Below are 26,024 nucleotides of genomic sequence, written 5' to 3' on the forward strand. Positions count from 1 at the left end.
AATAAAAAACACGAATTAGAGGGAGTCAAAATCTTAAAAGAACTTTGTTTATTAATGGAAAACGATTTAAACAAAGGATTATAAGGGGATTTTTAATGTAGTCAATGTTAAAAATGTTGAGTTTGTACTTGCTCAAACCTTCAGAAATTTTGTTAAAATTTTCAGTTTGGTGTATATTTGTAAAGTTATCGAATAACCGATATGATCCCATATAGCAAGAGTGCTGGCGGTATTTTAAACCAAACTAGAGAACAAAATTATTATTATGAAAAAGGCTAAGATTTTAAGTTTATTACTTATCTGTTTAATAATCGGGAGCACTTCTTTATATGCACAAGACGGATTTCCATTTATTCTTCCTAAAGAAAAGCCCAATAGACCACTTAGTGCAGCCATGGAACGAAATTACACGAACTATATGGGGGCCAGGCCTGAGGATAATGAATTGTATTCCCAGTTTAAATATACAGAACTAAAGGGGTTTGATTATAATAATTATGACGGTACCATTACACGTCGCGACCCGTCGAAAGTTATTTTTACAAACGGAAAATATTATGTTTGGTATACCTATAGAAATACGCCTGTAAAACCAGTAGGCATGCATAGAGCGAAAGAAGCCAATGATACCATTCCTTCTGCAGATTGGGATCTATCCGAAATCTGGTATGCAACCAGTACAGATGGATTTACATGGGAAGAACAAGGCGTTGCAGTACCACGTCCTCCAAAGCCAAATGTAGGCTGGCGCTCGGTGACTACCTGCGATATTTTGGTTTACAAAGGCAAATATTACCTGTATTATCAAGGTTTTATGGAAGCTAGCGGTTTAAAAGGAGATTATTGTCCTGTGGCAGTGTCTTATGCAGATTCACCAAATGGTCCTTGGATCCCATACGATAAAGTTGTGGTAGAAAATGGAAAAAAAGGAGAATGGGATCAATATACAATTCATGATCCGCACCCATTTGTTTACAAGGATAAAATTTATTTGTATTACAAGTCGGATTTTGATGGAAACCCAAATCTTGTTCGTATGACTGGTTTGGCCATTGCAGACAACCCGTTGGGACCGTTTAAAAAACATCCATTAAATCCTGTAATCAACTCGGGCCATGAAACCACTATGTTTCCATTTAAAGAGGGGATGGCTGCTCTGGTAATAAAAGATGGCAATGAACACTTTACCATACAATATGCAAAAGACGGGGTTAACTTTGAGATAGCCTCTATTGTAGAGTTAATGCCTACTGCATCGGGCCCTTATATTCCTGATGCTTTTTCAAACAATGGAGACGGAAGGGGGATTACCTGGGGACTTTCCCACCTTGCTCCCGCATACGGTTGGAATCCGTCTGTGAGTATTCTTATGCGATTTGATTGTGACTTGAGTCTTGATGTTCATGACCCAGAAATGAAACGCCATAAATATTACTATTTTAATCCCGAATTTTATTATTCACATGCTTTAAGTGAAAAACAACGCAAGCGTATTAAAGCCGAGAATAAAAAACAAATGAGAAAATAGTATCAGCTACATTGAACACACTGCTCACCGAAGACTGTTCACTTATACTTTATACATAACAACAAATTATTTCCTCTTATTCCGCTTATTATAGTTCTTATCACCCCTGGTTTTAGGCTTTTTGTACTTTTTGGCAATTTTAAATTTGTAGGAACCTCCAAGATTTTCCTTTTGGTTTTTGGCTTTCTTTTCATGAAAAGCTGATCCAGCGACATCTTCGCTTTTTCGCTTGATTGGATTGTTGCGTTCCTTTATTTGAGGGCGTTCCTCTTCAATTAATTCTGTTGAAACTTCAACAACTGTAGGCATTTCTAATAAAGGTATTTTCATGTTCATCAAAGCCTCAATACCTTCCATAGCCTCTTGTTCGGCCTCCGTGGAAAAAGCAATCGATTTTCCTTCGCGTTCAGCACGTCCAGTTCTACCTATACGATGCATATAGTTTTCAGGATATAGAGGGGTATCAAAATTGATAACATGTGAGACGTTATCAATATCCAAACCACGTGCCATCACATCGGTGGCAATTAAAATACGGTTTTCGCCATTTCGAAATTGTTCAATACTTCGCAGTCTGTAGTTCTGGGTCTTATTAGAGTGTATTACACATAGTTCATCATGAAATATGTCATCCAGCTTTTCAAACAAACGATCTGCCATACGTTTATAAGCGACAAATACTAAAACCCTATTAAACGTTTCGGTATCATTTAGCAAATATGTTAATAAATTGACTTTAGTATAAAAATTAGGAACATTATAACGTGTCTGCAAGATATTTTCAAGAGGTGTTCCCGAAACTGCAATAGAAACACGTTCAGGACTTTTAAAAAAATCACTAATCAACATATCGACATCTTGGGTCATGGTAGCCGAAAACATGATATTTTGTCTCCGTTCGGGCAGTATATCAAAAATATTGATCAATTGGTGCCTAAACCCTAAATCGAGCATGACATCTACTTCATCAATAACCAATTTTTGGATGGATTTAAGTTGCAAGACCCTACTTAAAGCCAAATCGTATAGCCTTCCAGGAGTGGCTACTAGAATATCTATACCTTGAGCTACAGCTTGTTTTTGAGTATTGATATTGGTACCGCCATAAACTCCTAATACCCGATTGTTAATGTATTTTGAAAGCTTTTCGATTTCATCAACAACCTGTACAACCAGTTCTCGCGTGGGCACTAAAATTAAAACACGCGGATTTTCTTGAGTAGAATATTTTAAGTTTTTAAGAATAGGTAGCATATAGGCAAACGTTTTACCCGTTCCAGTCTGTGCAATTCCTACCATATCCTTACCAGAGCTCACCACATTAAATGCTTGGGCTTGTATAGGCGTTGGTATTGTAAACCCCAAGTCCTCTAAAGCATTATAAAGTGGGGTGTTTAAATTTAAATCTTCAAAACTCAAAATAAAACTATTTAGCTGGCAAAGTTAAGCTTAATATTTATAAATGGCTATTGTGTATTTCAATGCTATAAGATGCTTTAAATGTTTGATGTGACATTAATGTTAAAATACTTTCTTTTTCCTTTAGGTTTTGGTTGGTAGTTTCGTTATCTGCAATACCGAGCCAGGGCTCAATACAAACATAATTACCATTAGGTTTTGCCCAAATACCTAAATAAGGAAAATCTTTGTAACTAACACTAAGTACAGCCCCGTGTGATTTGCTTTTTAAAGTTACTTTTTTAGATTTCAGATCTTTAAAAATTAGGGCATCTTCATTAAACAAATCATGACTTAATGCTAAACTATGGGAGTTGTTAAATACAGGCTTCGTCTTATTTGAAATAAGGCCATTTTCCATATTTATTAAATGGGTTATAGCATTTTCGGGATGTTCAAATTCCAAAGTGTAATTATCATAGTCTTCATTTTCAAACACAGGACATTTAAAAGCTGGATGCCCGCCTAAGGAAAAATACATGATATCATCACCATGGTTTTTAATAGTATGTATGATGTTAATTTTATTGTCTATGAGTTGATAGGTAATAAGAAACTCAAATTTAAAAGGGTATATTTTTAAAGAGTCTTCATCATAACTTAATTTAAAGGTCAAGGCATCCTGGCTTTTATCTTGCAATACTATTTGCTCATTATTTCTTATAAAACCATGTTTGGGTAATGTATATTTTTGATTGTTATAATAATAGATATTGTCTTTTAGAGCACCAATTACAGGAAATAGGTTAGGAGCAAAGCTTCCCCAAACCTTTGGATTGGCATCCCACATAAAGTTAATGTTATTTTTAACTGAAGTGATTTTGCATAATTCGGCTCCAGTATTTTTAATGGCTATTTTTAATTTATCGTTTTCCAAAGTGAACATAAAAGAGTAATATTTAGGGTAATCAAATTGTTTAGGCTACAAAACTTATAATTTTTTAAGGATTCTAACTAACTTTACACATTAAATTTTATTATTGAGGACAACACAAATTCACAGTTTAGATAATCCTAACCAATTTAAAAATCAATTACTGATTTGGAGTCAGCAATTTGATGACGTTGTTTGGTTAGATTCTAATGACTACGAACAAAAACATTCGAAATATGATGCTGTATTGGCAGTAGATGCGTTTACAAGTATTCAAACGAATTTTAATGGTAGTTTTGACATGCTTAAGGAATATCAAACCAATGTACAGGATTGGATTTTTGGATATTTAACGTATGACTTAAAAAATGATGTAGAAGATTTAAAATCTAGTAATTTTGATAGCTTACAGTTTCCCGATCTGTACTTTTTTCAGCCTAAAAAACTATTTTTATTCAAAGATGATCAGGTTGAAATTAAGTATTTAAATTGTGTAGATGATGAACTTGAAAATGATTTAAGCGATATCCAAAGTGGTAAGGTATGCCACCCTGAGCGAAGTCGAAGGGTCTCAAACGATATCAAAATAAAACTTCGCATACATAAAGACGAATATTTTGAAAAAGTGAATAAAATGCTGGCGCATATTCATCGTGGCGATATATATGAGGCTAATTTTTGTCAGGAGTTTTATGCGGAAAACACTAAAATTAATCCGATAGAAACCTATTTAAAACTTAACAGGATTTCTAAACCGCCTTTTGCTACTTTTCTAAAGTTTGGCGATAAGTATTTGTTGTCTGCATCTCCAGAACGCTATTTAAAAAAAGAAGGAAAAACGGTTATTTCCCAACCTATTAAGGGAACAGCAAAACGTTCGGATAATAGCTTGGAAGATGAGGTTCTAAAAATGGCATTGTCTCAAGATACCAAAGAACGCAGTGAGAATATCATGATTGTCGATTTGGTACGTAACGATTTATCCAAAACCGCTGTTAAAGGCAGTGTTAAAGTAGAAGAGTTGACCAAGGTATATACATTCGATCAAGTACACCAGATGATTTCTACAGTTGTTTCGACCATAGAGGAAAGTACACACCCGGTAGATATTATTAAGAGTACATTTCCGATGGGAAGCATGACTGGGGCGCCTAAAATTTCGGCGATGCGTATTATTGAAGATTTAGAAGAAACAAAACGCGGATTATATTCTGGATCTGTAGGGTATTTTTCTCCTACAGGAGATTTCGATTTCAATGTCGTTATTAGAAGTATTCTTTACAACGAAACTAAAGAATATGTATCCTATTCTGTAGGTGGTGCTATTACAGCAAAGAGTGATCCTTTAAAAGAATATGAAGAATGTTTGGTTAAAGCTAAAGCTATGCGAACAGTATTGGAGAGCTAATAAGTGGGGTGGTGGCGTTCGAGAAACAGTTTTTAGTTAGTTGTATCTGTATCTCCCTGGAGTCTTTACGCTTTAGTGAGATTTCATAAAGAGATAGAATGTACTTTGTAAGCAGTATTTGATGTAGTAAACAGTGTTAAGAAGTAGTAACCAACTAATCTTTTTTGCGTCTTAGCGTCTTAAGAGGTTAAAAAAGATAAACGTTAGAACTGTACCAAGGAAAAGATATCATTGAAAGTTTAAAATTGTAAGTTTGTATTATGAGAAAATTTGTAAGTGTTTTAATAGTCGTTTTATTGGTTTCTGGTTGTAAAAAAAATGTAAATGTTCCATTATCTTTCGATTATGGTTCGGTAAAAGATGGTGTTTACGATAACACTTTTTTTAAATTCAGGTTACCCGTAGACCCAGACTGGTATATGTTAAATACCGATGAAGCAGATCAAATTTATAAGACTGGTAATGACTTAGTTTCTGGAGATAATGAGTCTTTGAAAAAAACATTAGATGCATCCATGGTTAATATTGCTAAGTTGCTTAGCGTCTTTAGATCTCAACCAGGAACTACAATTGATTTCAATCCTTCAATATTGATTAATGCAGAAAATTTGAGAAGCTTTCCAAATGTAGACACACCTAAAAAATATATAATCCAGGCCAAAGAATTGATACGTCAATCAGGAATGGATATTGAGTATATAGAAGAGAAAGACAAAGTACGTATAGGCTCTCAGGATTTCGTATTCATGAGTGTGAAAAATAGTTATAACGGATTTGATATTCATCAAGATTACTTTGTGACCTTAAAAAATGGGTTTGCTGTGTCGTTCATTATGTCTTATACAAACCAAGAGGATAAAGAGGCATTATACACTATGTTTGATGAACTCAAAATTTAAAACATCACCGACTTTAAAAAACATATCGATCAAAATCTACCTTTCTTAAATGAAAGCAGACTTCTTATTGCCATTTCAGGAGGTATAGATAGTGTCGTTCTAACATATTTGTGCCATCAATTTAATTTAGATATAGCTTTAGCACATTGTAATTTTAACTTAAGAGGCAATGAAAGTGATACTGATGAAGATTTTGTATTACAATTAGCAGAAAATTTAGACTTAGAAATATTTATTGAAAGTTTTGATACCCAAAGGTATTCTGAAACAAATAAGCTATCAACTCAAATGGCAGCACGAGAGCTTCGTTATAATTGGTTTGAAGACTTGGCTGAACAATTGAAATTCGATTATATTTTAACAGCCCACCATGCAGATGATAACTTGGAAACTTTTTTGATTAATTTATCCCGAGGCACAGGTTTGGATGGTTTAAAAGGCATTCCAGAAATAAATAATAACATTGTAAGGCCGCTGCTACCATTTTCTAGGGACGCTATTGAAATATATGCAAAGGAGCATCGTCTTAAATGGCGAGATGATAGCAGCAATGCGTCAACCAAATATTTAAGAAATAAACTTAGGCATGATGTTATTCCTGTTTTAAAAGAAATTAATCCGCAACTACTTCAAAATTTTCAGAATACGCTTAAAAATTTAAACGACACTTCAGATATTGTTGAAGAACGTGTAGAGTCAGTGTTAAATAGTGCTATTGAAACGATTGATAAGCATCAAGTAGTATTTAAGATTTCAGAATTTAAAAAATTAAACAACCCCAAAGCTTATTTATTCGAGATATTTAAGGCGTATGGGTTTACAGAATGGCATGACATTCTTAATTTGTTGGATGCACAATCTGGAAAGCAGGTGCTGTCTGCAACACATCGTTTAATAAAAGATAGAGAGCATCTCTTGTTAAGCAGGATTGATTCAAAAACAGAAAGAAAAGTGATTACGGTTTTTGAAGCAGATAGACAAACAGAAATGGATTTGGGACTGTTATTTTTTGATGAAACTGATGCTATTTTAGAAAAAAATAACAATACCATTTATGTAGATAAGGCATTGTTAACATATCCACTAACCATTAGAAAATGGGAGGATGGCGATCTGTTTTATCCATTAGGAATGACTGGTAAAAAGAAATTGAGCAAGTATTTTAAAGACGAAAAACTTTCCTTATTGGATAAAGAACAAGTTAGATTATTATGTTCTGGCGAAGATATTGTTTGGATAATAGGTAAACGTGCAGATAATCGTTTTAAGATCAATGAACAAACAGAAGAGATTCTAAAAATTGAATTAAAATTTGAAACTACAAGGTAACATAGTCGATATTCAAAATAAACGCATTTTTAAAGGAGAAATCTCTTTTAAGGATGGAAAGGTTGTTTCTATTCAAGAAAAAGAACATAATATAAATCATTATATACTTCCTGGTTTTGTTGACGCCCATATACATATAGAAAGCTCTATGTTGGTACCTAGCGAGTTTGCTAGGTTGGCAGTTAAACATGGCATGGTTGCCACGGTTTCAGACCCTCACGAAATAGCCAATGTATTAGGTGTTGAAGGTGTTGAGTTTATGATAGCCAATGGAAAGCGTGTACCTTTCAAATTCAATTTTGGAGCACCATCCTGTGTACCAGCAACGATCTTTGAGTCTGCAGGAGCCGTTATAGATTCAGATGGTATTAAAGTGTTGTTAGAAAACCCAGATATCAAGTATTTAGCGGAAATGATGAATTATCCAGGCGTATTGTTTGATGATGATGAAGTCATGAAAAAGATAGCTTGGGCAAAACATTATAACAAACCTATTGATGGTCATGCCCCTGGCTTAAGAGGTGATGACGTTACCAAATATATTCAAGCTGGCATTTCAACAGATCATGAATGCTTTACCTATGAAGAAGCTTTAGAAAAGCTTGAAAAGGGTATGAAAATCCTGATTAGAGAGGGAAGTGCTGCCAAAAATTTTGATGCTTTAATAGATTTGCTTCCAGAACATTTTGAAAATATGATGTTTTGTAGTGATGATAAACATCCTGACGACCTACTTTTACATCATATTAATAATTTATGTGCCAGAGCTATAGCAAAAGGCATTGATATTTTTAAAGTATTGCAAGCCGCATGTATTAATCCAGTAAAGCATTATAACTTAGATGTTGGTTTGTTGAAAGAAAATGATTTTGCAGATTTTATTGTTGTAGAAGATCTCATCAATTTTAAAACGGTTCAAACCTATATAAATGGCGAATTGGTTTTCGATAAAGGAACATCTTTAATACGCCCCATTGCTTTTGAAAACCTAAATAATTTCAATTGCAATACAAAAGAAATAGCGGACTTTAGGTTTGAATCAACATCAAAAAAAATTCGTGTTATAGAAGCTTTAGAAGGGCAATTAGTGACAAATGAACGTATCGCCAGCGCTTCAGTTTTAAATGGTAACCTGATTTCTAATACTGAAAATGATATTCTAAAAATGGCAGTTGTTAACAGATATCAAAATCAAAAACCAGCCATTGCCTTTATTAAGAATTTTGGATTAAAAGAAGGCGCTATTGCATCTTCTGTTGGTCACGATTCCCACAATATTATTGTCGTTGGCGTTAGTGATGAAGCTATTTGTAAAGCTGTTAACCTGCTTATAAAACACAAAGGCGGTATTTGTGCGATTTCAAATCTCGAAGAAAGAATCGTGTCACTGCCAGTAGCAGGTATAATGAGCGATCAAGATGGTGAAACCATTGGAAAGCAATATGCCGAATTAGATGCGATGGCGAAAGAAATGGGGAGTAGTTTTTACGCTCCTTATATGACCTTGTCATTTATGGCTTTATTGGTGATTCCTTCGTTGAAACTAAGCGATAAAGGGTTGTTTAACGGAACCGATTTTAAATTTACTTCTCTAGAAGTTTAATTTTTTTAATGCCAAATTTTATATTCAGAACACTCAGCATATGCCAGTAATAGAGTCAAAGTATAAACCAGCTTTCTTTTTTAAAAATGGATTCATTTCAACGGTATATTCTGGTTTAGTTAGGCGTGTTAATTATATAGAACAAGAACGTGAACGCATGACGTTATTTGATGGCGATTTTATTGATCTGGACTGGAGTTTTTCGAAAAATAAAACAAGGAAACTTGTTGTTTTATTGCATGGATTGGAAGGGAACGGACAACGCCCATATATGACAGGGGCAGCGAAGCTTTTTAATAATAATAATATTGATGCAGTTTGTGTGAATTTTAGAGGTTGCAGTGGTGAAGATAATTTGAAATTTCGTAGTTACCATTCTGGGGCTACCGAAGATTTAGAAGCAGTTATTGCTCATGTTATTTCAGAAAAAAACTATTCGGAAATTTATTTAAAAGGCATCAGTTTAGGAGCTAATATGATTTTAAAATATTTAGGAGAACGAGACAGCGTGCCAGACCAAATAAAGGCAGCCATTACAGCATCGGTGCCTTGTTATTTGTTTGGTTCGGCTCAAGCTTTGCATACCTTTAAAAATAAACTGTACCATGATCGATTTTTAAAACATTTAACAAGCCGTTTAAAAACCAAGCAGCAGAATTTTAAAGCCGATTTAAGTACAGAAGAAATAAAATCTATAAAAACATTGTTCGACTTTGATAATATTTACACGTCTAAAGCACATGGTTTTGATGATGCTTTAGACTATTATGAAAAATGCAGTTGTTTGCAATTTCTCCCTAGCATAAAAGTTCCAACATTAATTATTAATGCTTTAAACGATTCATTTTTATCTCCAGAATGCTACCCAGTAAAGGAAGCCAAAAACAATTCCAATCTGTATTTAGAAATGCCCCAATATGGTGGTCATGTTGGGTTTGTAGACAAAAAGAATGTTTACTATAACGAAAAACGCGCTTTAGAGTTTATTAAAGAAATTTATTAATTTAAGTTTAACCAATCTTTTTTTATTGATCTTCCTCGAATGCAATGTGGTTAAGTTTATCAAAAATCTTCTAGATTTGTAGGTAAAAGGGAAATATGTCCAATCGGTTATGTTCAATTTTGTGCCTTATTGTAAATTAAAAGGAATAAGATATAATGCTTAAAACCTTAACTGGTAGAATTAACAAAGATTTAAAAGAAAGCCAAATTAATTGGAAAGTTGCTTTGTCATTTATACCAATTGCTTTTTTTACTTACTTATTTCACGAGTTTGGACATTGGGTAGTAGGTGAAATATTAGGGAATGATATGACGTTGAGTTTAAATAGTAGTAACGCTAGGACAGGGGTTCTCATAAAGGAAGCGCACAATCTTTATATAAGTATTGGAGGGCCTGCCTTTACAATTTTACAAGCACTAATATTTTTATTAATTACCAAACACAAAAAATCAGTTTATACTTACTCAGTTACTTTTTTTGCTGTATTTAGTCGTTTTTTCTCAATTGTATTAGGAGGGTTTAGTCAACAAGATGAGGCGAGAATATCTTTAATGTTGAATGTAAATAAATACCTAATAGCAACGATTGTACTTTCAATATTGCTTTTAATAATTTGGAAATGTAATCGTATTATGAAATTAAACTTTAAAGCAGTAGGGTATTTTATTACTCTAAGTACTTTGGTAATCTTATTGGTAATTGTGGTAATTAATTTGATTGATAAGTAAAAATAGAAACAACGAGGACACAACAAAGGTAATCGTTGCTTAAGGCTCTATATCAAGCAAAAGGAATTAAAATTCTTGTTTACCATTTTGATAGGGACATACAGTATTGCAGCAATCTGTACACACAAATATTAAAAAGAAACAAAATCGATATTAGCATGACAGAGGAAAACCGTTGCTATGGAAATGCTCTTGCAGAACGTGTAAATGGTATCCTTAAAGATGAATTTTATCTTGATTAAACCTTTACTGAAGTGACATACGCAAAAAGAGTTGCAAAAAATGCAATTAATTTATACAACGGAATAAGATTACATTTATCTTTAAACTTTAAAACGCCTAATATGGTATATAAATTAATTGCTTAAATTCAATTTTAACCTGTAGCCATATGTTAGGACGAGACAACGCACTCAAATCGGAAAAATTCACAAAAACAAATAGAAAAATATGTATTTAGCAATCGGACCAATCCAATTAATTTTAGTACTAATAGTTCCAGTTGGAATCTTCCTTTTAGGTTTTTTTCTTGGAAAAAAATCAGGATATATAAAAAGAGTAAAGGAAACCGAAAATCAAAACAAGCAAATAAATTAAATCGGATTTTTTCAGTAAGTTAAAGAAATTAAAAACTGAGCCCTGAATGAAAAAACGAACCGAATAAAAACAACGAAATGGCAACAATGACTATAATTCGTTACGGTTGAATTCCTAATCGGAATTCAATACCTATTAGCTATCTTTCGGCTATGGCGGAAAGAATCCTGCGGATTTTTCCGCAACGAAATCATAGTCCAACCGTTACCATTAATACTAAAAAACGAAATGCAGAAATTTTGGAAGATAAAAGATTCTAAATCTAACAAACTGATTTACATAAAAGATAAAACAATTTATAAAGGGAATCCTAAACAAGATGAATTAAATAAATTAAATTCTGAATCTTCAAACTTATCATTTTTAGAAAACCTTTTTAGCATTCCTTATTCTTATATAAAAAGGATTGAAAACCAGAACGGCAAGAATGAAATAAAAATATTTTATGGAAACGATTCAGAAGATGAATTAATTGTAAAAGATAAAAATGTAAAACAGGAAATTTTTGACTTTTTAAAAGCTGATTTACCTAATTTCAATTATTCTTCTAAACTTCCGAGCATATTGAATTACGGAAAAACACAATTCTTTGCATTATTGTTTATGACAGGAATATTTCTGTGGTCACTTTATCTAGCGATTCAAATTGAAAATGGAGCTGAATACGAAATTATTGGTAGTGGTCGAAGTATAACTGGAATTGTTCTGTTTATAGCTAACTTCGGAGTAATTAAAAATGTTATTGGATATATTATGATTTTATCAATAATAATTATTTCTGTGACTAAAAAATTAAAGTCAAGAAGTGAAATGGCAATATTAAAAAGATAAAGTACTTAAAGTAACTCAAAATGGAGCTATTAGATGGAAGTCTTATTATTGGGTGTGTTTAACTATAGCTTTAAAAGGAAAATACGTAAGGGGAGAAGATCTTGGCAATAGTATTTGGAAAGTATTTTTTAGGTTTCTTTAATGAAAGGGAGTTAAGAAATAAAGAATCAAATATAAGGTTAGAAACTAATTTAGTGTAAAGTTTAATCTTTAACTTGTGTAAACTATGTCCCTTAACGAATAATGGTACCTACAATACCTTAAGTAAAAAATGATATGAAACTTTTCAATTTTTTAAGACCAAAAACAAACACAAAGGAAGTTCATATAAGTAAAGAATCGGAGTCAGTACATTTTGAAGGCACAAAATATTTGATAGACAAAATAGAATTTAACTCAACGATGGAACTTATTGATGTATTGAATTTGATTAAAGATAATGAATCATTTTGTGGTATTGAATTAAATAGACCAGCGACGGATGATGAAATTGACCTTTTCGAAGCAAGTAAAGAAATAAAATTACCTAAGGATTTTAAGACTATATACAAGTTTAGTAATGGATTTGAAACTGACGAAGATTTATTCAGACTTATACCTTTAAATGAAATTATAGATAACGGAAAAGATGACTATTGCATAAATGACAATTCATTTCACTTTACTGAGTATATGATATATTCTGATATGTGGACTGTTGAAATTAATCCAAACGATATTGAAAATTATAGAATCTACAACAAAGCAGAAAATATTGTGTACTTAACAAACTCTCTTACTGAATTTTTATGCGTATTCTTAAATAAAGGAATTTATGAAGGACTTTATGAATGGAGGGAAAAGAAACAAATAGTCAGCAGCTAACAATGAATAAGAAAACATAGGGCCTTGAAGTTCAATCAAAAAACCTTGTTTATTTACAAAGTCGCCAAATATTAAATTTGGCATTTTCAACAAAAAAAATAAAAGCAAAATATTTATATTTGGCTTAGTACCATTCCTAAATGTATCGCTTATCATCTGCTATAGCTAATAGGTCGTTAAGTGGTTGGTAGAGCAAAAAAACTATGAGTGAACTTTTAATAAAATATTTTTCTCAATATGTTTCTCTTAACAAGGAGGAAATTAGAATTATCGAAGAGAACTGTTTAATTAAAAATTATAAAAAAGGAGCCATTTTATTAAAAGAGGGTGATTATGCTAAGGAAAGCTACCTTGTTTTAAAAGGATGTGTGCGTAGCTATTTTTTAATTGATGGAGAAGAAAAAAACACAGATTTTTTTTTAGAAAACGACCCAATTGTCCCTGTTAGCTATATTAAAAAACAACCTTCTAAATATTATATCGAATGTCTTGAGGATTGTTTGTTTTCGATAGGGAGAACTGAACGTACAGAGCGTTTTTTAAAAAAACACCCTCAATTTATTCCGATTTACAGAAAAATTAGTGATGATTTTACCACGAATCAGTTAATTTCAGCAAATAAATTTAGAAACCTATCGCCAGAAGAACATTATTTAGAGTTAAGAAAGTCTAAACCTCATTTATTTAAAAGAGTGCCTCAATACCATTTGGCAAGTTACCTAGGAATTAAACCCCAATCTTTAAGTAGAATACGTAAGCGACTTACACGCCAAAAATAAATACTAGATTTTTTTCATTATAACCTCAGAAGTTAACCGAGGTGAATGCATTGCGATTATGAGAAGAATATTTTTGTAGCTCATTAAAAATATGTTTTATATGAGAACAAAACTCTCTTTCTTATGGGTGTATGTATTAATGAATATAATCATTAAAGATATTCACGACCTATTCAGACCTGGTTTGCTTAAAGAAATGCAAAATGGTATAGTGAACGGCAACACAATCACTGAGGAACTTATGCTAATTGGGGGAATTTTACTTGAGCTTCCTATCTTAATGATTGTACTTTCTCAATTGCTACCCTATAAATCTAACAAGTGGCTAAATGTTTGTGCAGCTAACCTGTCTATCCTTATACTCTTTATGAATCCGCCCAATGATTTGGATGATGGCTTTTTTCTAATTATGACTACTGTAGGGCTCATAGCAATTACGGTTTTTGCTTTTAAGTATTATAAAACAACTTCTAATACTAACAAGTAAAGCCTAGTATGGAAAATTTAAGAAACAAAACAGCACTTATTACAGGGGCTACTAGTGGAATTGGATTAGCTTCAGCAAAAGCACTGGCAAAAATGGGAGCAGAATTATATTTAGTGGGTCGTAATGCTCAAAAAGGGAAAAAAATTGTACAAGAGATTAAATCAGAAACAGAAAACCAAAATGTTTATTTAATCATTGGAAACTTATCGTCATTAATGGACGTTAAGAAAATAGCTCAAACATTCTTAAATTATAACAAACCTTTGCACATCCTTTTAAATAACGCAGGTGTTTATAATACAACTAGAAAACTTACTATAGATGGATATGAAGAAATGTTTGCCGTCAACCACCTTTCCCACTTTTTATTAACCAATTTATTACTTGAGCGAATAAAATCTGGTAGTCCTGCACGAATTGTAAATGTTGCATCTGGAGCACATATGCTTGTAAAAGAAATTAATTTTGATGATTTAAGTTTTGAAAACGGTTTTAAGTCATTGAAAGTCTATAGTCATTCAAAATTAGCAAATATTCTTTTTACATATGAATTAGCAAGAATTTTGAAAAATAGTAATATAACTGTAAACTCTGTTGACCCAGGAGAAGTCGGTACTAATTTAGGTTCTCAAAATGGTTTGTTTGGCAAAATAATTTCACCAATTATGAAGCTGTTCCTACAAACACCGGAAAAAGGAGCCAAAACATCCATCTACATGTGTTCATCACAAGAAGTTGAAAGAATCTCAGGTAAAAATTTTAGACATTGTAAAGAGAAACAACCTAAACCTTGGGCAACAAATAATGAGGTGGCTAAAAAACTTTGGGATATTAGCGAAAGTTTGGTTCAAGAAATAATAGAACACCCTACAACAATGTAAAAGTAACCGCTTGTTCTCATCTACTTCTGAAAATCCTCACGGACTTTTCTGCGATTCATGACTTTTACTTATAGTTCCAAACCAGCGTAAAACATCATTGTTTTTTTTGCTTTAAATAGTTGTTTTATAGTTGTTTATATGATAAAAATCATTTTATAAACAAATTCTTTATAGTAAGTTGCTTTCAAAATATTCATACCATGAAAGCAATATTCTTATTTATCTGCTTCATACTGTTTTTTAGTTTCTCCTATGGGCAAGCAGATAATCAATCAGTAAAAGACATCAGTGTAGGTTTTGAACTAGATGCATTACCATATATAACTGGTGGGTATTATGGTTCGGTTTGGGTTGGTCACAATCATTTTAGATATCGAGCGGTAATTGCAAAAGTAGAAACACCAGACTTTATCATAAAGGATGGTTTTACAAACAATGAAATTAAGGCGTATGCGGCAATTGTAGATTACTTTTTTAAATCTGACCTTGAAGGTTGGTGGATAGGGACAGGCTTGGAGTATTGGGACAGTAAGATACAAACCGATGCCAAGCTAAATACTTCAGAATACAATAATACGGTATTTACCATTGGAGGTGGATATGTATGGAAATTTTACAAAAATTTTTATTTGAATCCGTGGTTGGCAGGACATTTAAGAATAGCTGGAGATAAAGATGTAATTGTTGATGGAAGTACCTTTGAAACCCAACTATTCACCCCCGAAATATCCTTAAAGATAGGTTGGCATTTTTAGCATTAGACTGTAAATTAATAGTGTTTACAAGAAAAATCTAATAAATAAGAATCACATTCTGTTGCGTAAAATCAATCTTTAGAATTTAAAAACCGAGTTGAATATCCAGTGGGACTTAATGTTTTAAAAAAGAAAAACACAACAAATAATGATACAGTATACGTCTCCAAATTTGTTATTAGATATAAAACTCTGAAGAATTTTTGATATCCTTTAAAACAAAAGTACTGTTTAGCACCCCAATATTTTCAATTTTTGAAAGTTTATATTTCACGAAATTGTGGTAATCTTCCAGTCCTTTGGTATTTATTTTTAAGATGAAGTCTACTTGACCAGCCATATGATAACATTCCTGAACTTCGTCTAAATTTTGAATCTGTTCTTCAAACTTTTCGATAAATGCTTCGCTATGGTAGCGCATAGACACTTGGCATATGGTAGTTACAGACCGTTCAATCAATTTTTTATCAAGTATGGCGACATATTTTTTTATAAAGCCTTGGTTTTCAAGTCTGCGTATGCGTTCGTAAACAGGTGAAGGAGTTAAATTTAAAATTTTAGCAATCTCTTTTGCTGTTTTTTTAGAGTCATTTTGTAAAATCCTAAGTATCGTAATATCCGTTTGGTCTAAATTCTCCATAAATATGTTAAATAAAAATTATTGCAAAAAGTGATTATTTGCTATGTGTATAGTAAATATAGCTGTTTTTTGTTTTAAATTAAGCTTTTATTGCTTAATTTATTTTAATATTTTATTTTAAAAGCTGTAATATTTAAATTTGATAGTAAATAATGCTTTTGGATATGAATACGATGGTTTTAATAATAGGTGCCAATGGTCAGGTAGGCAAAGTACTTACTAGAGTCTTGCAAGATAGGTATGGAAAGGAAAACGTTATTGCTTCAGATTTAAAAAAGGATGAAGCTTCAGATGGTATATTTGAAGTTGTAGATGCTACGGAGATTGATCGAATTAAAGAAGTTGTTATACAGTATGGAGTCACAGAAATATATCATTTAGCGGCAATTTTATCAGCTAAAGGAGAAGAGACCCCATTAAGAACGTGGGATATTAATGTAAAGACCTGGCTAAATGTTCTTGAGGTTGCTAGAATGTATAATCTGGAAAAAGTGTTCTATCCAAGCTCAATAGCGGTTTTTGGAAAAGGCGCCCCAAGAGATCATACACCTAATAATGCTTATTTAGATCCAACCACGGTGTATGGTATGAGCAAGGTAGACGGTGAAAATTGGGCGCAATATTACCATGTTAAATACGGTTTAGATGTTAGGTCCGTTCGTTATCCAGGGATTATAGGATATCAGTCATTACCTGGTGGTGGTACAACAGATTATGCTGTAGATATTTATCACAAGGCAGTTTTAAATAAAACATTTACTTGTTTTTTAAAAGAAGATACGGCTTTGCCTATGATTTTTATTGATGATGCCGTTAGGGCCACTATAGAGATTATGGAAGCGCCAATTAAAAACATTAAAGTGAGGACATCATATAATATAGCAGGTATAAGTCTTTCTCCAAGAGAAATTGCATCGGAAATTCGTGAGCTTTATCCTGATTTTAAAATTGATTATAAACCTGATTTTAGGCAAGATATTGCTAAAGAATGGCCAAGGTCTATAGACGACTCCGAGGCAAGAATGGATTGGGATTGGAAGCCTAAATACAATTTATGGTCCATCACAGAAACAATGATTCGTGAGTTGAAAGACCAATATGAAATGACACTTTGAACTGAAAAAAATATCAAAATAAATAAGGTTATGTACTCTAACATAAAGAATGATCTACAAAATGAACTAAAAGAGATTAAAGCTGCAGGGCTATATAAGTCTGAAAGAATTATTACGACACCTCAAGGCTCGGAAATAAGCACAACAGCATCCTCAGGTGTATTGAATTTTTGTGCTAATAACTATTTAGGATTGTCATCTCACCCAGACGTTATTGATGCTGGAAAAAAGGCTATTGACTCTCATGGTTATGGTTTATCTTCAGTACGTTTCATTTGTGGTACACAAGATATTCATAAAGAGTTGGAACAAAAAACAGCTGCGTTCTTGGGGATGGAAGACTGTATTTTATATGCAGCGGCCTTTGATGCTAATGGTGGGGTATTTGAGCCTATTTTAGGGGGAGAAGATGCTATTATTTCTGATGCTTTGAACCATGCATCTATAATAGATGGGATTCGTTTATGCAAAGCTAAGCGGTTTAGATATGCCCATAACGACATGAGAGACTTGGAAACACAATTAATTCAGGCAGAAGGAGCCCGTAGAAAATTGATAGTAACAGATGGTTCTTTTTCTATGGATGGAACTATTGCGCAACTTGATAAAATTTGCGATTTGGCCGATAAATATAACGCCCTGGTTATGATTGATGAATGTCATTCTACAGGCTTTATTGGAAAAACAGGTCGTGGGACACATGAATATCGCAATGTTATGGGGCGTGTAGATATTATAACTGGAACGTATGGTAAAGCTTTAGGAGGTGCCTCTGGTGGATTCACAGCAGCTAGAAAGGAAATAGTCGACTTGTTAAGACAACGTTCCAGACCTTATTTGTTTTCAAATACTGTGGCACCGTCTATTGTGGGAGCTTCTATCAGGGTTTTGGAGATATTAAGTACGTCTACACGGCTTCGTGATAAACTAGAAACCAATACCCAGTACTTTAGAAAAGAAATGACTGCGGCAGGTTTTGACATCGTCCCTGGAGATCATCCCATAGTACCAGTTATGCTGTATGAAGCCACATTGGCACAAGAATTTGCTTCAAAACTATTGGAAGAAGGCATTTATGTTATCGGTTTTTTCTATCCAGTAGTACCTAAAGGAAAAGCTAGAATACGTGTTCAGCTATCGGCTGGTCATGAACGTCATCATTTAGATAAAGCCATTCAGGCCTTCACTAAAATAGGTAAGGAACTTTGTGTGATTTAGCTTCTTAGGCCTGGGTTTGTTTCTGGATTGCTTCATTGATTAAGTAACTATTTTTAGTTTTTTAAGTTAAGATTACTATATTTAAACAAAATTTTAATCTAACCTAATCTACTAATTATGATCATTTTCGGAACTAGGGGCGTGCGTTCAACCAAAGCAACAGGAACATTTAATTGTCCGCAATGTGAAGCCAATAGAGGCTACAGGCACAGAAAAGTAACCCAGTTTTTTACTTTATATTTTATTCCGCTTATTCCTTTAGGTAACAAAGGAGAATATGTAGAATGCGACCATTGTAAAGGCACTTTTATCACAAAGGTTATAAATAATACAGCATCCGACGATCGAGAGGCGTTCATGGCTATGTATGAACAAGCCATACGTCATGTCATGGTTAAAATTATGTTGGCAGATGGTGTGATTGATAACAATGAAAAGGTTATGGTGCTAAAAATTATTAATAAATATGGACATAATGATATGACCTCTTTCCAATTAGATGATTACATAAAAGAAGTGCAGGCAGATTCCAGCGATATTTCAACCTATTTAAAAAATGTAGGGCCGTCTTTAAACGAACATGGTAAAGAGCTTTTAATTAAATGTGCTTTGGATGTAGCATATTCCGATGGACATTTTGATGAATCTGAAAGAAAAATGATTCTTGAAATGGGGGTTATCATGGAAATGTCTTCTGCACATATTAAAGGTATTATGGCCGAATTTGTGGAACAAATGAATTAAATCTTCCTCGAGATAAAAATCTAAAAACCAACCACCATCACCTACTCTTATGAAAAATTCTTTCAGAGAACGTTTAAACTATCGCGCTGAACGTTTTTTAAGTAAAGGAGGCGCATCTATATTTAAAAGTCTTTTAATTTTATTTATCGTTGTTTTTGTTGTTCTTACAGGGTTACGACTGTTACTTATAAACCTATTTCCTAGCTTGGATTATACAGGCAATATGTTTAGAGATATATGGGTGACGTTTCTGGAAATGACAGATCCTGGGAATATGAACCAGGATAATGATGCACCAACGTATCTCAAGATTTTAACGATTCTTTCTGGTTTAACAGGAGTTATTTTATTGTCTATGCTTATTGGTTTTATCACAACGGCATTAGACACCATGCTTTACGATTTTAGGAAAGGTAGGGGCAAGGTTATAGAAAGTAATCATACCATTATTTTAGGTTGGAATGAGCGCGTGGTCGATGTTATTAGGGAGCTTATTTTAGCGAATGAAAGTGAGCCCAAAGCCTCAGTTGTTATCTTATCCAGAGAAGATAAAGAGATTATGGATAATCTTATTACAAAACGTCTTCCAGATACCTTAACGACCGAAGTTATTACGACGCAAGGTGATTATGCCAACATTAATGAATTGAAACGTGTCAATTTAGAATCTGCACGTTCCATAATTATTCTGGCAAACTGTTCAGAGAGTGCTACTGTAGATAAAAAAGTGGCAAGTGATGTTCAATCGGTTAAATCCATATTAGCAATTACGGCATGTCAAGACGGTAAAAATGAACTGCCAATAATTGCCGAAATTTTTACTAAAGAGAAACGGGATATTATCAGCTTTTTTGAAGATAAAAATATCATTGCAATAGATAGTTGGGATATTATGGGGAAACTGCTTATCCAAACATCTTTAACGAGTGGATTAGATACAGTTTATAAGGAAATCTTATCATTTGATGGTTGTGAGATTTATTTTTATGAAGACGATTGGAATCATACCAATTTCTATGAATTGAGCTATCATATGAAAGATGGTATTCCTTTAGGCGTTTATTCTGAAGCAGATGGATTAGTATTACGCCCACCAGCCGATACAGTACTTAAAAATGGTGATACCGTAGTTATTTTGGCAGAAGATGATTCTACAATTGCCTTTGAAGGCAAACAACACTTTTTCCCAGATACCACTAAAAAAATTATTGACAAACGTCTAGAACAGAAAAAGAAACGCATTCTTATTTTAGGATGGCATAAGGTTGCAGAAGTCTTTATAGAAGAAGCCACGGACTATTTATTAGAAGGCTCAGATTTCGATATTATGTTTGATGCGCCAACTGAAGAATTACAAGGTATTATAAAAGATATCAATGCGGAATATGAAGGTTTTAATATCAACCTTCATGATTCTAATCCGTTAGATTTAGATAAGTTGCAGGCAATAAACCCAGAAAGTTACGATACCGTTGTTATTTTATCGCAGAGTATGGAAGAGCAGTCTGCAGATAAAATAGATTCCGATACACTTATCATTCTTCTGCTTTTAAGAAAAGTAGTGAGCAATGGCAATGGATTGCATATCATTACGCAGGTGTTAAACTCTGAAAATCAAGAAATCATAACGCAAACCAATGTCGATGATTTTATTATTAGTAACAAGCTAATCACCATGATTTTAGCACAATTAAGCGAAGAGTCATTAATGAAGAGTTTTTACGATGATATTTTCTCTGAAGATGGCAGCGAAATATATGTAAAACCAGCCACTTTGTACTTCGATACGTTCCCGCAAAACATAACCTTTGCAGATGCTATTTTCTGCGCCCATCAACGTGATGAAATTTGTTTGGGAATTAGAAAAGGAGACTTAAGTAAATCTTTAGACGATAATTTTGGTATAAGGCTTAACCCAGACAAAGGTATGGCTGTAGAGCTTACAGAAAATGATTTCTTGATTGTTTTAAGTGAGGATGAACTTTAGGACCTTGAAAATTAATATGATTATTTGTCATTCCTGCGAAAGGAGGAATTCACTTTATAACATCCCGTTTCAATTCAAATGATTCCTGCCTTCTCAGGAATAATAGTATAATTTATATATAAAAAGAATCATTTTTAGGTTTAACTAGTTTCAAAATCGATTAGTTGTAAGATTAAAAACCAGAAGCAAACCAATGCGATATGGTAGATAATAAACTCGATATTTCATTAATAACAGTAATATCGTAATGAACACCTTTTCCAATAGAGTACGCAACAAATAAGAGATATAAAAATAATAACAATCTGGCATGAAGTTTCTTGATGCCATTTTTTGCAAAAACAAATATAAAGAAGACGATTATAGTTGAAATTAGGAGTAGCACGCGTAATTGACCAATATTTTCAATCGTTTCGCTACTCATTTCAATAGGTCCATAAATAAGCGTAAATAAAAATAATGGAAGACCAAGTGCAAAGCAAACATCAAAGATATTACTTCCTAAAGCATTAGCGACAGCATCATCATAATTACCCTTCATAGCATCTTTGTAAGAGATGATAGTATCTGGTACACTAGTAGCAGCAGAGGCCAGGACTACAGAAACAAAGTAAATAGGCATACCGACAGCAGTCCCAAATTGCTCACAAGCTTCAACGAGCCAAAAGCAAGCGATACCAATAAAAAAAACAGAAAGTACTAATAAACCAAAGGCCTTTGCTTTATTGATTTTAGAGTCGCCCAAAATTACAGTCGATAAATCCCCTTTAAATAATGCAACAACCCTATTGCCGCCATCGGCTTCAGCTTCATAATCGTTTTCTATCTCACCAGGACCTTGACTTATTAACATATAAGCTACATAAATAAAATATAATACCATTAGAATAAGTCCGTGAATCCAATTTAAAGAAGAGCCTGTAATTACAAAAATGAGTGCCAATTCAGCAAGAATAAGTGCTATACCATCACGTAATATTACTTTTCTGGAGATTTCAATTTTAGAAGAAATACCTTTGCCTATAACGACTAAAATAACAACAGCAGGAATAATCATGGCATTAAAAACAGCGCTACCTGCTGTCGTACCAATACCACCAGAAAATCCATCTTTATCTTTTAACACGAACAAGAAGAAAAGTGTAGTAAACAATTCGGGTAAGCTACTTCCTATAGCATTGATCGTAGCTCCTTTAATACCTTCTTTCATATTTCTACCAAGGTAGTTTGATGCCATTTCAAAGCCATCACAAGCTCTCCAAATTATAATACAAGTAATTAAAATAAGTCCCAGGGAAGAAATTATAGCCATAAGTAGTTGTTGTATTTGGCAAATCTAAAAATTTAAATGAAGAAAATAAGCTCAAAAGATGATATTATATTTATACAAATTTCAAAAACAAAACGGATGTATTTGTATTTTTAAAAACTTATTGCATTGATAACTAATAGGTTTAACAATTGTCTTTATATAGTTAAATTTTAGAATGTCTTAAAACAATGTTAAAACAATAATGATAATTCATGCTAGCTTTTATATTTTTGTATTTTTAGAAAGAATACATTCAGTTTAATATTAATACTTCATATATGGCAACCTTTAATTTAAAAATTAACAATAAAAAACATACTGTAGAAGCAGATGCAGATACCCCTTTGTTGTGGGTTTTAAGAGATCACATAGATTTGGTAGGAACCAAATATGGTTGTGGAATTGGTCAGTGTGGAGCCTGCACAGTACATGTTGATGGCAACGCTATGAGGAGTTGTCTACTCCCGGTTTCACAGGCGGAAGATATGAGTATTACGACCATTGAAGGGCTTTCAGAAGACGGAAATCACCCTGTCCAACAAGCATGGAAAGAAATTGATGTTCCGCAATGTGGTTATTGCCAATCGGGACAAATTATGACAGCTTCAGCATTTTTGAATCAGAATTCGAATCCAACCAATTCGGAAATAAGAGATGCCATGCACGGAAATATATGTCGCTGTGCATCATACAACAGTATTGAAAAGGCCGTAAAAGTCGCGGCAGATAAAATAAGTTAAATCTCAATAAATAAGTAAAAAAATGAATCTTTCAAAACAACAAACATTTAGCAGAAGGTCATTCTTGAAAACTTCAGCATTAGCGAGTGGGGGAATGCTTATTAGTTTTAACTTGTTTACTGCTTGTAAGTCCGATGTAAAACCACCAGTAGATATTAGTCAGTTGAATTTTAACGATTTCAACGCCTTTATAAAAATTTCCGATGAAGGGAAAGTCACTATATTTTCGCCTAATCCAGAAATTGGTCAAGGCGTGAAAACATCGATGCCTATGCTTATTGCAGAAGAATTAGACGTGCCTTGGGAAGATGTTTATGTGCAACAAGCTGTTCTTGATACAGAAAACTACACACGACAGTTGGCTGGAGGGAGCCAATCTATAAGACTTGGGTGGGAACCTTTACGACAAACGGGTGCTACCGCCAAACAAATGCTGGTTAACGCAGCTGCTGCGAAATGGGGTATTTCACCTTCAGAATGTAAAGCATCTCAGGGTATCATTACCAATCCTAAAGGTGAAACACTTGGCTATGGGGATGTTGTAAAAGAAGCAGCACTGTTGGACGTTCCAGGAGAGGTTACATTAAAAGACCCTAAGGATTTTACGATTGTTGGTAAAAATACGAGCAATGTAGATATTGATAAGATTATTACAGGAAAGCCATTGTTTGGTTTAGATTATAAGGAGGAAGGCATGGTATACGCTTCAGTTTTAAGACCTCCAGCTTTCGGACAAATACTAGAATCTTTTGATGATACTGCGGCACGTGCACTTTCGGGAGTTATAGATGTGATTGTAATTGGAGAGAAAGCTAGAATACATTTAGAAGGCGAAAAGAAAAACTGGACAGCACAATTAAGTAAAAGTGATAAAGTAGTCGTGATTGCTAAAACCACTTGGGATGCCATAAAAGGAAAAAAAGCGATTAAAGCTGTATGGAAAAATGATTCTGAGCTAGAAAGTACAGAATCTCATGATAAAATATTATTGGATTTATTAAATGGTGAAAAGTTTGATACAAGACGAAAAGATGGCAATGTTAAAAAGGCTTTTGCAAACGCAGATAAAATCTTGGAGCGTGTATATGAGTCGCCATTTTTGCCCCATAATTGTATGGAGCCTATGAACTTCTTCGCCAATATAACTCCAGAAAAAGTTCATTTGGTTGGTCCAATTCAATCTCCCGAGGATGCTGCTAAAGTTGTATCGGACATGTTAGACAGAAAACTCGAAGATATCCATATAGAAATGACAAGAATAGGTGGCGGTTTTGGTAGGCGATTGTATGGCGATTTTATATATGAAACAGCCGAAATCGCAAACAAGATCAAGAAACCTGTGAAAATGGTATCAACAAGAGAAGATGACATGACTACAGGTATTTACAGACCAGCAATCAAATATAAAATAGCAGCCTCAATTAAAGATGGAAAATTGACAGGCTACCATTTAAAAGAAGCTGCCGTTAATATTAATATGTATGGATTAATCCCAAATTTCTTTCCTGCAGCGGCATTAGAGAATTATCAGGTAGATACTGCAAATTATAAAAGTAATATTACTACGGGAGCTTGGAGAGCACCATATACTAACTTTTTAGCAAGTGCTGAACAAAGTTTTTTTGATGAATTAGCTGAATTGTTGGAAGTTGATCGTGTACAAATGCATCTGGATTTATTGGAAAATGTAAAAAGTAATCCAGAACCTAATATAGAATATAGTCCAGAGCGTTTACAGGGTGTCATAAAGCTAGTAGTCGATAAATCTAATTGGGGAAAAACAGGCCCTGATGTTTATCAAGGGTTTTCGGTTTACTATTGTCATAACACACATGTTGCAGAAGTAGCAGATATTACTATGGAGAATGGAAACCCAGTAATTAAAAAGGTAACCTGTGCCGTAGATTGTGGTATCGTAGTTAATCCATTAGGCGCGTTAAATCAAGTAAGAGGTGGTATAATAGATGGTATAGGTCATAGTATGTATGGTGAGTTAACATTTAATAATGGAGTGCCTCAATCTAATAATTTCAATAGCTTTCAATTAATAAGAATGGGGCAGACGCCGCCAGAGATAGATGTTCATTTTGTTGAAAACGATATTGCTCCAACTGGTTTGGGAGAGCCGACATTGCCACCAGTAGGCGCTGCAGTTGCTAATGCTATTTATAAAGCTACAGGAAAAAGGCTAACCAAACAGCCGTATATAAATAATATGGATTTAGAAAAAGTGGTAGGGTAGTT

24 protein-coding genes are annotated in these 26,024 nt (G+C 33.4%); 20 read left to right on the plus strand and 4 right to left on the minus strand.

Annotation, left to right across the window (positions count from 1 at the left end; translation table 11 throughout):
- Positions 1–265 precede the first annotated feature (265 nt).
- The gene (locus HHX25_RS14335; protein WP_169674901.1) at positions 266–1,528 is read left to right on the plus strand and encodes a glycoside hydrolase family 117 protein; all 1,263 of its coding nucleotides are present in this window, start codon (positions 266–268) and stop codon (positions 1,526–1,528) included.
- 66 nt (positions 1,529–1,594) lie between these two features.
- Here the strand turns inward: HHX25_RS14335 and HHX25_RS14340 are convergent, their stop codons facing one another.
- Complete coding sequence (locus HHX25_RS14340) at positions 1,595–2,947, minus strand: DEAD/DEAH box helicase (RefSeq protein WP_169674903.1); 1,353 nt, start codon at positions 2,945–2,947, stop codon at positions 1,595–1,597.
- Positions 2,948–2,984: 37 nt separating this feature from the next.
- Complete coding sequence (locus HHX25_RS14345; protein WP_169674905.1) at positions 2,985–3,872, minus strand: aldose 1-epimerase family protein; 888 nt, start codon at positions 3,870–3,872, stop codon at positions 2,985–2,987.
- Positions 3,873–3,966: 94 nt separating this feature from the next.
- Between HHX25_RS14345 and pabB the strand changes: the two genes are divergently transcribed.
- The 13 genes from pabB (at position 3,967) to HHX25_RS14410 (ending at position 16,024) form a co-directional block, all read left to right on the plus strand.
- Positions 3,967–5,268, plus strand: coding sequence for an aminodeoxychorismate synthase component I (pabB, locus tag HHX25_RS14350; RefSeq protein WP_169674907.1), 1,302 nt, complete (start codon positions 3,967–3,969; stop codon positions 5,266–5,268).
- 260 nt (positions 5,269–5,528) lie between these two features.
- Positions 5,529–6,167, plus strand: a complete 639-nt coding sequence (locus HHX25_RS14355) for a hypothetical protein (RefSeq protein ID WP_169674909.1) — start codon at positions 5,529–5,531, stop codon at positions 6,165–6,167.
- 3 nt (positions 6,168–6,170) lie between these two features.
- Positions 6,171–7,496, plus strand: coding sequence for a tRNA lysidine(34) synthetase TilS (gene tilS, locus HHX25_RS14360; protein WP_169675213.1), 1,326 nt, complete (start codon positions 6,171–6,173; stop codon positions 7,494–7,496).
- The gene (gene ade, locus HHX25_RS14365; RefSeq protein WP_169674911.1) at positions 7,480–9,099 is read left to right on the plus strand and encodes an adenine deaminase; all 1,620 of its coding nucleotides are present in this window, start codon (positions 7,480–7,482) and stop codon (positions 9,097–9,099) included. Before tilS ends, ade begins: the two co-directional genes overlap by 17 nt.
- A 40-nt stretch (positions 9,100–9,139) precedes the next feature.
- Complete coding sequence (locus tag HHX25_RS14370) at positions 9,140–10,102, plus strand: YheT family hydrolase (protein WP_169674913.1); 963 nt, start codon at positions 9,140–9,142, stop codon at positions 10,100–10,102.
- Positions 10,103–10,257: 155 nt separating this feature from the next.
- Positions 10,258–10,830 (plus strand): hypothetical protein, encoded by a 573-nt coding sequence (locus HHX25_RS14375; protein WP_169674916.1) that lies wholly within the window; start codon positions 10,258–10,260, stop codon positions 10,828–10,830.
- A gap of 35 nt (positions 10,831–10,865) precedes the next feature.
- Entirely contained in the window at positions 10,866–11,072 is a 207-nt protein-coding gene (locus HHX25_RS14380; protein WP_169674918.1) for a DDE-type integrase/transposase/recombinase, read from the plus strand.
- A 583-nt stretch (positions 11,073–11,655) separates the two neighbouring features.
- Positions 11,656–12,258, plus strand: a complete 603-nt coding sequence (locus HHX25_RS14385; RefSeq protein WP_169674920.1) for a hypothetical protein — start codon at positions 11,656–11,658, stop codon at positions 12,256–12,258.
- A 276-nt stretch (positions 12,259–12,534) separates the two neighbouring features.
- Positions 12,535–13,122, plus strand: a complete 588-nt coding sequence (locus HHX25_RS14390; RefSeq protein ID WP_169674922.1) for an SMI1/KNR4 family protein — start codon at positions 12,535–12,537, stop codon at positions 13,120–13,122.
- Positions 13,123–13,325: 203 nt separating this feature from the next.
- Positions 13,326–13,901 carry a Crp/Fnr family transcriptional regulator gene (locus HHX25_RS14395; RefSeq protein WP_169674924.1) on the plus strand — a complete coding sequence of 192 codons (576 nt, stop codon included), beginning with the start codon at positions 13,326–13,328 and terminating at the stop codon, positions 13,899–13,901.
- A gap of 100 nt (positions 13,902–14,001) precedes the next feature.
- Positions 14,002–14,388, plus strand: coding sequence for a DUF6326 family protein (locus HHX25_RS14400; RefSeq protein ID WP_169674926.1), 387 nt, complete (start codon positions 14,002–14,004; stop codon positions 14,386–14,388).
- Positions 14,389–14,396: 8 nt separating this feature from the next.
- The gene (locus tag HHX25_RS14405) at positions 14,397–15,269 is read left to right on the plus strand and encodes an SDR family oxidoreductase (protein ID WP_169674928.1); all 873 of its coding nucleotides are present in this window, start codon (positions 14,397–14,399) and stop codon (positions 15,267–15,269) included.
- A 200-nt stretch (positions 15,270–15,469) separates the two neighbouring features.
- Positions 15,470–16,024 carry a hypothetical protein gene (locus tag HHX25_RS14410; protein ID WP_169674930.1) on the plus strand — a complete coding sequence of 185 codons (555 nt, stop codon included), beginning with the start codon at positions 15,470–15,472 and terminating at the stop codon, positions 16,022–16,024.
- 178 nt (positions 16,025–16,202) lie between these two features.
- Here HHX25_RS14410 and HHX25_RS14415 read toward each other — a convergent pair whose 3' ends face one another.
- Positions 16,203–16,664 (minus strand): Lrp/AsnC family transcriptional regulator, encoded by a 462-nt coding sequence (locus HHX25_RS14415; RefSeq protein WP_169674932.1) that lies wholly within the window; start codon positions 16,662–16,664, stop codon positions 16,203–16,205.
- A gap of 164 nt (positions 16,665–16,828) precedes the next feature.
- Here HHX25_RS14415 and HHX25_RS14420 point away from each other — a divergent pair, with 164 nt between their 5' ends.
- The 4 genes from HHX25_RS14420 (at position 16,829) to HHX25_RS14435 (ending at position 21,728) form a co-directional block, all read left to right on the plus strand.
- Positions 16,829–17,779: an NAD-dependent epimerase/dehydratase family protein gene (locus tag HHX25_RS14420; RefSeq protein WP_169674934.1), complete on the plus strand. Its 951-nt coding sequence runs from the start codon at positions 16,829–16,831 to the stop codon at positions 17,777–17,779.
- A 30-nt stretch (positions 17,780–17,809) separates the two neighbouring features.
- Positions 17,810–18,997, plus strand: coding sequence for a glycine C-acetyltransferase (kbl, locus tag HHX25_RS14425; RefSeq protein WP_169674936.1), 1,188 nt, complete (start codon positions 17,810–17,812; stop codon positions 18,995–18,997).
- Positions 18,998–19,114: 117 nt separating this feature from the next.
- The gene (locus tag HHX25_RS14430; RefSeq protein WP_169674937.1) at positions 19,115–19,741 is read left to right on the plus strand and encodes a tellurite resistance TerB family protein; all 627 of its coding nucleotides are present in this window, start codon (positions 19,115–19,117) and stop codon (positions 19,739–19,741) included.
- Positions 19,742–19,790: 49 nt separating this feature from the next.
- Entirely contained in the window at positions 19,791–21,728 is a 1,938-nt protein-coding gene (locus HHX25_RS14435; protein ID WP_169674940.1) for a CASTOR/POLLUX-related putative ion channel, read from the plus strand.
- Positions 21,729–21,900: 172 nt separating this feature from the next.
- Here the strand turns inward: HHX25_RS14435 and HHX25_RS14440 are convergent, their stop codons facing one another.
- Positions 21,901–23,040 (minus strand): sodium:calcium antiporter, encoded by a 1,140-nt coding sequence (locus tag HHX25_RS14440; RefSeq protein WP_169674942.1) that lies wholly within the window; start codon positions 23,038–23,040, stop codon positions 21,901–21,903.
- A 278-nt stretch (positions 23,041–23,318) separates the two neighbouring features.
- On the opposite strand from HHX25_RS14440, the gene HHX25_RS14445 reads away from it, so the two are divergent.
- The gene (locus tag HHX25_RS14445; RefSeq protein ID WP_169674944.1) at positions 23,319–23,780 is read left to right on the plus strand and encodes a (2Fe-2S)-binding protein; all 462 of its coding nucleotides are present in this window, start codon (positions 23,319–23,321) and stop codon (positions 23,778–23,780) included.
- A 22-nt stretch (positions 23,781–23,802) separates the two neighbouring features.
- On the plus strand, positions 23,803–26,022 hold the full coding sequence (locus tag HHX25_RS14450) for a xanthine dehydrogenase family protein molybdopterin-binding subunit (protein WP_169674946.1): 2,220 nt from the start codon (positions 23,803–23,805) through the stop codon (positions 26,020–26,022).
- Positions 26,023–26,024 lie beyond the last annotated feature (2 nt).

The organism is Flavivirga algicola (assembly GCF_012910715.1).
Lineage (GTDB): Bacteria > Bacteroidota > Bacteroidia > Flavobacteriales > Flavobacteriaceae > Flavivirga > Flavivirga algicola.

Coding starts and splice junctions, on each gene's coding strand:
- HHX25_RS14370 (WP_169674913.1), top strand. CDS start 9,140: ATGCCAGTAATAGAGTCAAAGTATAAACCAGCTTTCTTTTTTAAAAAT.
- kbl (WP_169674936.1), top strand. CDS start 17,810: ATGTACTCTAACATAAAGAATGATCTACAAAATGAACTAAAAGAGATT.
- HHX25_RS14430 (WP_169674937.1), top strand. CDS start 19,115: ATGATCATTTTCGGAACTAGGGGCGTGCGTTCAACCAAAGCAACAGGA.
- HHX25_RS14405 (WP_169674928.1), top strand. CDS start 14,397: ATGGAAAATTTAAGAAACAAAACAGCACTTATTACAGGGGCTACTAGT.
- HHX25_RS14435 (WP_169674940.1), top strand. CDS start 19,791: ATGAAAAATTCTTTCAGAGAACGTTTAAACTATCGCGCTGAACGTTTT.
- HHX25_RS14420 (WP_169674934.1), top strand. CDS start 16,829: ATGAATACGATGGTTTTAATAATAGGTGCCAATGGTCAGGTAGGCAAA.
- HHX25_RS14345 (WP_169674905.1), bottom strand. CDS start 3,872: ATGTTCACTTTGGAAAACGATAAATTAAAAATAGCCATTAAAAATACT.
- HHX25_RS14385 (WP_169674920.1), top strand. CDS start 11,656: ATGCAGAAATTTTGGAAGATAAAAGATTCTAAATCTAACAAACTGATT.
- HHX25_RS14415 (WP_169674932.1), bottom strand. CDS start 16,664: ATGGAGAATTTAGACCAAACGGATATTACGATACTTAGGATTTTACAA.
- HHX25_RS14335 (WP_169674901.1), top strand. CDS start 266: ATGAAAAAGGCTAAGATTTTAAGTTTATTACTTATCTGTTTAATAATC.
- HHX25_RS14375 (WP_169674916.1), top strand. CDS start 10,258: ATGCTTAAAACCTTAACTGGTAGAATTAACAAAGATTTAAAAGAAAGC.
- HHX25_RS14355 (WP_169674909.1), top strand. CDS start 5,529: ATGAGAAAATTTGTAAGTGTTTTAATAGTCGTTTTATTGGTTTCTGGT.
- HHX25_RS14390 (WP_169674922.1), top strand. CDS start 12,535: ATGAAACTTTTCAATTTTTTAAGACCAAAAACAAACACAAAGGAAGTT.
- HHX25_RS14445 (WP_169674944.1), top strand. CDS start 23,319: ATGGCAACCTTTAATTTAAAAATTAACAATAAAAAACATACTGTAGAA.
- HHX25_RS14395 (WP_169674924.1), top strand. CDS start 13,326: ATGAGTGAACTTTTAATAAAATATTTTTCTCAATATGTTTCTCTTAAC.
- HHX25_RS14410 (WP_169674930.1), top strand. CDS start 15,470: ATGAAAGCAATATTCTTATTTATCTGCTTCATACTGTTTTTTAGTTTC.
- HHX25_RS14400 (WP_169674926.1), top strand. CDS start 14,002: ATGAGAACAAAACTCTCTTTCTTATGGGTGTATGTATTAATGAATATA.
- HHX25_RS14450 (WP_169674946.1), top strand. CDS start 23,803: ATGAATCTTTCAAAACAACAAACATTTAGCAGAAGGTCATTCTTGAAA.
- HHX25_RS14440 (WP_169674942.1), bottom strand. CDS start 23,040: ATGGCTATAATTTCTTCCCTGGGACTTATTTTAATTACTTGTATTATA.